Raw genomic sequence first — 8,707 nt, forward strand, 5'->3', positions numbered from 1 at the left:
TATGGCAAGTTGCGGACCGGCCGCCTGACGAAGCCGGGTCAGCACCTCCAACGAACGGGTCTTGAGCGGAGCACCGCTCAGCCCCCCGACACCGTACGCCATTACCTTTTCAGCGGCGGTGGTCAACCCCTCCCGCGTGATCGTGGTGTTCGTTGCGATGATTCCGTCGAGTTCCAGTTCGAGCGCCAGGGCCGCTACCTCGTCGATGTCCTCATCGGTCAAATCCGGAGCGATCTTGACGAGCAACGGTACGTGTCTTCCCGCACTTGCGTTGGCGGCCGTGCGGACAGCTTTCAGCAGCGGACGGAGTGAGCGCACGCTTTGCAGCAAGCGCAATCCCGGGGTGTTCGGCGAGCTGACGTTCACCACCAGGTAGTCGGCAACCGGAGCCAGCGCTTCGGCCGAGACTCGGTAGTCAGCGATGGCATCGCGCAGGTCGACCGTTTTGGTTTTGCCGATGTTCACTCCGATGACCGGCCGCAGCGTCGGATAGCGTCGCTCAAGGGTTCGCCGCGCTGCGGCGATGCGCGGGGCTACGGCAGCAGCGCCGTCGTTATTGAAGCCCATCCGGTTGATGACCGCCCGGTCCTCGACCAGCCGGAAGAGGCGTGGCTTGGGGTTGCCGGGCTGGGCTTGTCCGGTGATGGTTCCCACCTCGATATGGCCGAATCCGAGGTCTGTAAGGGCAGCAATGCCGTGCCCCTCCTTGTCGAAACCTGCGGCAAGACCGAACGGCGACGGGAAGGTCACACCGAATGCTGTGGTTTGCAGTTCGGGAGCCGGCCGGGTGATGCGACGCAGGACGTTGCCCGCCGGAGTCCTGCCGGTCCACCGGATTAGCCGGAAGCCGATTCCGTGCGCGCGCTCGGGGTCCATCCCGCTGAAGACAACGCGGAAGAAGGCAGGATAAATTCGCATGGATCAAAGTTCCCACGGCGCCTGCCGCTTCACCAAGTTTCGGTACCGGCGCCGATATCCTCAAACCATGGGCATCAACTGGCAACCGGACCACCTCGGTGACGGTTTTGCCCTCACCGAGCTCGATCTCGGCGCCGATGAGGAAGGTCCGTGCGTAGCTACCCTCGTCTCGTACACGCCGCCACGCGTTGGGGGGCCGACGGATCTGCGCAGCACCGCACGCGGACTGCTGCACCGGCTCAGCGGCGGTAAGCCCTCGGAGCCACTTCAGGCCGTACTGTACGTCCACGGCTGGAGTGACTACTTCTTCCAGCAGGAGCTGGCGCGGTTTTTCACCGACCGTGGATTCGCCTTCTACGCACTGGACCTGCGCAAATACGGTCGAAGCCTGCGGGACTGGCAGACACCTGGCTATGTCACCGACCTCTCCCATTACGACGACGACATCGCCACTGCGCTGACGACTGTCGCCGAAGACATCGAGTCCAGGACCGGGACAGCCCCGGCGGGGATCTCCCTCATGGCACATTCGACCGGCGCACTTGTAGCCTCGCTGTGGGCCGACCGGTTCCCCGGCAGAATCTCCAGCCTCATACTCAACAGCCCGTGGCTTGATATTCAGGGCAGCGCTATCCTGCGCACCACGACTCAGGGACTGCTTGAGCCGATTACCAGATTCAGGCCCAAGGCACGCCTGAAGCTACCCGAGTTTGGGTTCTACTGGCGAAGCATCAGTAATCTGGCCGACGGCGAGTGGGAGCTGAATGGCCTCTGGCGACCGCAGTTCGGCTTTCCCATTCGTGCAGGCTGGCTCACCGCCGTACTGAACGGGCACGCCCAGGTGCGCCGCGGGCTCTCCATCGACGTTCCGGTGCTGGTCCTGGCCTCCGCGCGGTCAACGATCAGCCCGGTGTGGAATGACGCGATGCTCTCCTCCGACAGTGTGCTTGACGTTACGGTCATGACCCAGCGCGCACTGCAGCTCGGCCCGCACGTCACGGTATGCCGGTTCGACGGTGCCCTGCACGACACGTTGCTGTCCTCGGAACCCGTGAGGCGGAAGGTGTACGAGGAGCTCGACCGTTGGGTGCGCTGCTTCAGCGGATCAGTGTCTTCTGCGGATCGGTGACACAGACCTGATCGTCAGGTGCGCGCCTTATCCACTGCGCCGCCGTAGCGGCGGTCCCGAGACGCATACTCCTCGACTGCCTTCCACAGCGTGCGGCGGTCGACGTCCGGCCAAAGGACGTCCATGAACACCATCTCCGCGTAAGCCGACTGCCACAGCATGAAATTCGAGGTCCGTTGCTCGCCGGAGGTGCGCAGGAACAGGTCGACGTCCGGCAGTTCCGGCTCATCCAGGTACCGCTGAATGGTTTTCTCCGACACCGACGACGCTCTGAGCCGCCCTGCTGCCACGTCCTCCGCGATGGCTCGTGCAGCGTCGGCGATCTCTGCCCGTCCCCCATAGTTCACGCACATGGTCAAAGTGCACACCGAGTTGCTGCGCGTGTTTTCCTCAGCTACCTCAAGTTCGTTGATCACCGAGCGCCAGAGGCGGGGACGCCGGCCCGCCCACCGGATCCGCACCCCCCACTCGTTCAGCTGGTCGCGCTGGCGGCGCAGAACATCCCGGCTGAACCCCATGAGGAAACGCACCTCATCTGGGGACCGCTTCCAGTTCTCGGTGGAGAAGGCATATACGCTGACGTGCCGAACCCCGATGTCGATGGCTCCCGCAACAACGTCCAGGAGCGCAGCTTCTCCCGCCCGGTGTCCTTCGGTACGGGGCAGGCCACGCTGGTTGGCCCATCGTCCGTTTCCGTCCATGACGATCGCAACGTGGGCCGGAACCAGCTCCATAGGGATCGACGGCGGAAGCTCACCGCTCGGATGGGGCCACGGCTGCGACGGCTCGCCTGGGGATCTTGTCACACACGCTCCACATGTTTAAGGGACTTGACTGCACGTTCCAGATGCCACTGTACGTAGGCTGCCACCAGACCTGCACTTTCCCGCCGCGCGAAATCCGCAGCCGCATCCGCCACCGCCCAGTTGCCGGACAGAAGCGCACCGAGGAGCTCCATGGCCTCCGCCGACGGCGACGCTGCGCCGGGCGGTCGGCAGGAAGCACACACAGCCCCGCCCAGCGCAGCTGAGAATGCCGTATGTGGGCCAGGGGCGCTGCAGCGCGCACAATCCGTAAAACTGGGTGCCCACCCGGCCGTTGCCAATGCCCGCAGCAGGTAGGAGTCGAGGATCAGTTCCGAGGGGTGGAGCCCGCGGCTGAGGGCTGACAGAGCGCCGATGACAAGGCCGTATTGTGCTGCCGCGGACTCACCGTCGGCGTCGGTCAGTTTCTCCGCTGTTTCCGCGATCGCTGCTGCCGCCGTATACCGGGAGTAATCTGCTGCGATGCCGTGTCCGTAGGCTCCACGCGTCTGAGCTTGTGTCACGACGTCAAGAGTCCGTCCTGAAACGAGCTGGAGGTCCACCGTCATGAACGGTTCGAGGCGCGCCCCGAACTTGCTGCTCGTGCGCCGGACGCCCTTCGCCACCGCGCGGACCTGGCCATGATCACGGGTGAGCAGGACAATGATCCGGTCTGCTTCACCGAGCTTGTAGGTACGGAGGACAACGCCCTCCGCCCGGTAGGTACGCGCCGCGAATGATCTGGCCACGTTCTATTTTCCCACTCCGGCACCCGGGTGCGGCCGTCGCCGCGCGCGGGCTCCAATCCGCATTCCCTTCGGGCTTAGCCCTGATCCCGGATGGCGCGGTTGACCGCGGAAATAACCGCTTTCAGGGACGCCATCGTCGAGTTTGCGTCGATGCCGATGCCCCACAGCACGCGCTCGCCCACCGCACACTCGACGTAGGCCGCAGCCCGTGCGTTACCGCCGGAAGACAGCGCGTGCTCGGTGTAGTCAAGAACACGCACATCGACGGCGTCCTGACCCAAGACGGCCAGAAGTGCGTCGATCGGTCCGTTGCCCTGCGCGGTGCGTCGCTGCTGCACCCCGTCAACCAGGAGCGTGGCGGTCAGGTTGAGCCGACCGTCCTCAGCTGTGTCGGTGTTGGTGGACGTCAGGACGTAGCGTCCCCAGGATCCATTGCGTGAGGGCAGGTACTCGTCCTGGAAGATCTCCCACAACTCTGCTCCGCTGACTTCACCGCCGACGGTATCAGTGCGCCGCTGAACTACTCCGGAGAACTCGATCTGCGCCCGGCGGGGCAGGTCGAGGCTGTGCTCGTGCTTGAGCAGATACGCGACGCCGCCCTTGCCGGACTGCGAATTGACCCTGATGACGGCCTCGTAAGAGCGCCCGATATCCTTCGGGTCGATCGGCAGGTACGGAACGGCCCAAGGAATGTCCTCGACGGTCTTACCGACGGCAGCGGCATCTGCCTCCATCCGTTCGAAGCCCTTTTTGATGGCGTCCTGATGTGACCCCGAGAACGCAGTGAACACGAGGTCCCCACCGTACGGGGAGCGCTCAGGCACGTTGAGCTGGTTGCAGTATTCAGCCGTGCGGCGGATGTGGTCCATGTCGGAGAAGTCGATCTGCGGGTCGATCCCCTGCCCGTACAGGTTCATGCCCAGGGTCACAAGGTCGACGTTTCCGGTGCGCTCACCGTTGCCGAACAAGCACCCTTCGATGCGGTCCGCTCCGGCGAGGTAGCCGAGTTCCGCTGCCGCGACACCGGTGCCGCGGTCATTATGCGGGTGGAGCGACAAAATTACTGCGTCCCGGTTGGCCAGGTTCCGGCACATCCATTCAATCGAATCTGCATAGACATTCGGCGTCGCCATCTCGACGGTTGCCGGCAGGTTCAGGATCATTTGGCGATCTGCGGACGCCTCGAAGACTGCGGCGACCTCGTTGGAAATACGCGCGGCGAACTCAAGCTCAGTACCGGTGAAGGATTCCGGCGAGTACTCGTACGTGATGTGCGTGTCGCCCATGTTCTCCTCGAACTTCCGGCACAGCCTCGCGCCGGTGAGCGCAATATCGACGATGCCGTCCATGTCCTGGTTGAACACCACCCGGCGCTGAAGCACCGACGTCGAGTTGTACAGGTGGACAATTGCGCGATCGGCACCCTCAAGGGACTCGTACGTCCGCTCAATCAGGTGCTCGCGCGCCTGGGTGAGCACCTGGATGGTCACGTCGTCCGGGATGCGGTCGCCCTCGATGAGTTGGCGAACGAAGTCGAAGTCCGTCTGTGAAGCCGAGGGGAATCCAACCTCGATTTCCTTGTAGCCCATCTGCACGAGCAGGTCGAACATCTTGTGCTTGCGCTCAGGGCTCATCGGGTCGATCAGAGCCTGATTGCCGTCCCGGAGGTCGACTGCGCACCAGCGCGGAGCCTTCGTGATGATCTTGTCCGGCCAGGTCCGGTCCGGAAGGTCCACGGTGATCTGGTCCTGAAACGGAACATACTTATGGAAGGGCATTCCGGAGGGTTTCTGTGCGTTGCGCATGGCGATTGTGGCCTTTCCTTGGGTGAGCGCTCAGGCTCTGGCTTCACAGGATGGTGGCCGGCATCACGAACTCCGCAGCGGGGGTTCGGCCTGCGACTCGGTAGTCCATTGGTGACTAGCCTGTCGGTTGAGCCCCGCCACGGCAGCTAAGAAGGAGCATCTCTGCGCGCACATTTCAACACTAGCACGGCCCCTAGGATGAGAGGACGCACCAACGAAGGAGCCTCGATGACAGCAACAGGCATCAATCTCGCAAACGTCGATCCCGACGTCCGCCCGCAGGACGACCTCTTCCGCCATGTCAACGGCGGATGGCTGAGGAACACCCCTATCCCCGACGACCGGGCACGCGAGGGATCCTTCTCCCAACTCGCGGATGCCGCTGAACTCGCCGTGCGTGCGATTGTCGAAGACGCCGCTGCCGACAAGGATGACGACGGCGATCGCTTCCGGATCGGTGCGCTATTCGCTGACTTCATGGACGTCAGCCATCTCAACAGCGAGGGCGCGACGCCTGTAAAGCCGGTTTTCGACGCTATCGATGCGGCCGAAACAGTGGATGAGTTGGCCCGGCTCGATGCTCGGCTCACGCGCTCCGGCGCCGCGGGAATAGTCCTCCCCTATGTCAGCAACGATGCCGGTAACCCTGAGCGCTATCTCCTCCATCTTTACCAGTCCGGCCTGGGCTTGCCCGATGAGTCCTATTACCGGGAAGAGAAGTTCGAGGAGGCACGTCTTGCCTACGTAGAAATGCTGCATCAGCTCTTCGAACTGGCGGGCCGCCCGGAGAGCCGCGCTGCCGCGGCCAGCACCTTCGATCTCGAGGCGAGGCTCGCGTCGTCGCACATGGACACCGTGACGCGGCGGAATCCGCAGGCTACCTACAACCTTCGCCGCACCTCTGATCTGGCGGCGGAAGCTCCCCTTCTGGCAGCGTGGCTCACAGAGCTGGCTGCCGGCGTCGGGCTCCCGGAGGAAGTGATCGTGAACCAGCCGGCATACCTGGCCGGCCTGATGGACGCCCTGAATGAAGTACCGCTTCCCGTCTGGAAGAACTGGCTGGTTGTGCGGGTGCTGTTGCAGGCGGCACCCTACCTGAGTGAGGACTTCGTGAACGTCCACTTTGCGTTCTACGGGACCAAGCTCAGCGGCACACCCCAGCTCAAGGAGCGATGGAAGAGAGGCGTTGCGGTTGTCGAAGGGGCCCTCGGCGAAGCTGTCGGTCGAGAATACGTGGCGCGGCATTTCCCGGAATCACACAAGGCCATCATGGGTGAACTTGTGGAGAACCTCCTGGCGGCCTATCACCAGCGGATCAGCCGTTTGGAATGGATGAGCGCTGACACGCGAAAGCGGGCACTCGAGAAGCTGAGTCTTTTCACCACGAAGATCGGCTACCCGGACTCCTGGATCGACTATTCAACGCTTCAGATTGTCCCGGGTGACCTGTATGGCAACGTGCGGCGAGCGACCGAGTTTGAAACGGACCGGCAACTGGCAAAGCTCGGCGGCCCGATCGACCGCGGCGAGTGGCACCTCACTCCGCAAACCGTGAACGCTTACTACATGCCGACGATGAACGAGATCGTATTTCCCGCTGCGATTCTGCAACCGCCGTTTTTCGACGCCGAGGCGGACCCGGCGGCTAACTATGGTGCCATCGGTGCGGTCATCGGTCACGAGATCGGACACGGATTCGACGACCAGGGATCCCAGTTCGACGGGACGGGAGCACTGCACAACTGGTGGACGGAAGCGGACCGAACTGCTTTCGAGGCGCTGACCGGACAACTGGTGAGCCAGTATGCCGACCTGGCTCCTACGGAGGCACCGGATCACCCGATCAATGGGAAGCTGACCCTGGGCGAGAACATCGGCGATCTCGGCGGACTGGGAATCAGCCTGGCCGCCTACTTAATTAGTCTCGATGGAACCGAGCCGCCTGTGATTGACGGCCTCACGGGAATCCAGCGATTCTTCTACTCCTGGGCCGAATGCTGGCGACAGAACATCCGTCCGGAGGAAGCAGCGCGCCGCATTGCCATTGATCCGCATTCACCGAACGAATTCCGATGCAACCAGGTGGTCCGGAACCTGGATGAGTTTCACGAAGCTTTCTCCGTGACGGATTCGGACGCGCTGTGGCTGGCGCCCGCTGACCGCGTGCGTATCTGGTAGCTCCTCAGGACTGACAGGTGACCTGCGCCGCTGTCTGGCCGCGCAGGTCACCTGCGATGCCCTCCGTTTCGACGGTCTCGCCTTCGGTGAAGTCGCTGCCGACGGAAAGCTCGAGTCCGATCGCCGTAGCGCTCGGAACGATCTGGACCTCAGCCAGACCGAAGAGCTCCGCGACGGCGGGCGCTATCCCTTCATAGCCGGGGCCGACGAACAGCTGGGTCGCCGGCCGGTCATCGGCGTCTGAGACGGCCGCCTGTGTGTATCCTTCGCCGAGTAGAACCTCCTGCAGCTCCTGCCCGCGTCCGGACTCACCTGATGCATTGAGCACTGTGATCGGCACAAGCGCCGGATCGAAGCCGAGCTCCTCTGCGGTCGGGGTAGGAACAGGTTCGGTGGGCTCAGGCTCCGCAGAAGGACCGGTGCTCGGGCTAGCAGACGGCGTGGGCTCCTGCACGGGCTTGGTGATGTCCCGATCGTTCCGGAGCGCGGCAAAAAGATCGTCCGCCTTTTCCTCGTCAAGGACAAGCCTGTTCGGGTCAACCTCGTAGGGAACGACCGGTACGGTCACGAATGCGACGTTACCCAGGTCCACCTGCTGCAACCTGCCTGCAAGCTTGAGCAATTCCGGGATCTCCACGAGCCCGTCATCAACCGTGAGGTTCTGCGTAACGGCCTCCGCAATGGAGTACACGCGCGGAATGTTGGTCAGTGTGCCCTCGCTCTTGACCTTGCGAGCCAGCGAGGCAAGGAAAGCCTGCTGCGCGCGGATGCGTCCCTCATCGCCGCCGCTCCCGAAACTATGCCTGGTCCGCAGGAACGCGAGGGCCTGTTCACCCTCAATCTCGCTGGTTCCCGCCGGAAGCTTCAGGCCGGAGTACTCATCATCGACCTCCTGATTCACGCACACTTCGACGCCGCCGACGGCCTTCGACAGCTCGGTGACGGCTTTGAAGTCGGCCATCATGAAGTGATCCACCTGAAGGCCGGTAAGTTCGTTAATGGCTGCAACGGTGCAACCCGGTCCACCGTTGGCCAGTGAACTGTTCAGCTGCCCCAACGCCATGGCATCGCTAGCGGCACCGGTCTCCGGGTTGTGGCACCCCGGCAGCGGCACCAGCAGGTCGC

The 8,707-nt window shown here is 63.3% G+C and carries 7 protein-coding genes; 2 read left to right on the plus strand and 5 right to left on the minus strand.

Annotated elements, in window-relative coordinates; translation table 11 throughout:
* Nucleotides 1-918 (minus strand): quinone-dependent dihydroorotate dehydrogenase (locus RIF85_RS10335; protein WP_309071826.1); only part of this gene is annotated, 918 nt, incomplete at its 3' end.
* 67 nt (nucleotides 919-985) lie between these two features.
* Here RIF85_RS10335 and RIF85_RS10340 point away from each other — a divergent pair.
* Complete coding sequence (locus tag RIF85_RS10340; RefSeq protein WP_309071827.1) at nucleotides 986-2,047, plus strand: alpha/beta hydrolase; 1,062 nt, start codon at nucleotides 986-988, stop codon at nucleotides 2,045-2,047.
* 14 nt (nucleotides 2,048-2,061) lie between these two features.
* Here RIF85_RS10340 and RIF85_RS10345 read toward each other — a convergent pair whose 3' ends face one another.
* From RIF85_RS10345 to leuA, 3 genes are all read right to left on the minus strand, one after another.
* Complete coding sequence (locus RIF85_RS10345) at nucleotides 2,062-2,853, minus strand: isoprenyl transferase (protein ID WP_309071828.1); 792 nt, start codon at nucleotides 2,851-2,853, stop codon at nucleotides 2,062-2,064.
* Entirely contained in the window at nucleotides 2,850-3,599 is a 750-nt protein-coding gene (gene recO, locus RIF85_RS10350) for a DNA repair protein RecO (RefSeq protein ID WP_309071829.1), read from the minus strand. Before recO ends, RIF85_RS10345 begins: the two co-directional genes overlap by 4 nt.
* A gap of 74 nt (nucleotides 3,600-3,673) precedes the next feature.
* Nucleotides 3,674-5,404 carry a 2-isopropylmalate synthase gene (gene leuA, locus RIF85_RS10355; RefSeq protein WP_309071830.1) on the minus strand — a complete coding sequence of 577 codons (1,731 nt, stop codon included), beginning with the start codon at nucleotides 5,402-5,404 and terminating at the stop codon, nucleotides 3,674-3,676.
* Nucleotides 5,405-5,632: 228 nt separating this feature from the next.
* On the opposite strand from leuA, the gene RIF85_RS10360 reads away from it, so the two are divergent.
* Entirely contained in the window at nucleotides 5,633-7,582 is a 1,950-nt protein-coding gene (locus RIF85_RS10360) for a M13-type metalloendopeptidase (RefSeq protein ID WP_309071831.1), read from the plus strand.
* A 4-nt stretch (nucleotides 7,583-7,586) separates the two neighbouring features.
* Here the strand turns inward: RIF85_RS10360 and RIF85_RS10365 are convergent.
* A partial coding sequence (locus RIF85_RS10365; RefSeq protein WP_309071832.1) for an LCP family protein occupies nucleotides 7,587-8,707 on the minus strand: 1,121 nt, incomplete at its 5' end.

It is taken from the genome of Arthrobacter sp., assembly GCF_031179385.1.
GTDB lineage: Bacteria > Actinomycetota > Actinomycetes > Actinomycetales > Micrococcaceae > Arthrobacter_D.

Bases quoted from the DNA above. Each gene is read 5' to 3' on its own strand.
- leuA (WP_309071830.1), bottom strand. From the start codon at position 5,404: ATGCGCAACGCACAGAAACCCTCCGGAATGCCCTTCCATAAGTATGTT.
- RIF85_RS10360 (WP_309071831.1), top strand. From the start codon at position 5,633: ATGACAGCAACAGGCATCAATCTCGCAAACGTCGATCCCGACGTCCGC.
- RIF85_RS10340 (WP_309071827.1), top strand. From the start codon at position 986: ATGGGCATCAACTGGCAACCGGACCACCTCGGTGACGGTTTTGCCCTC.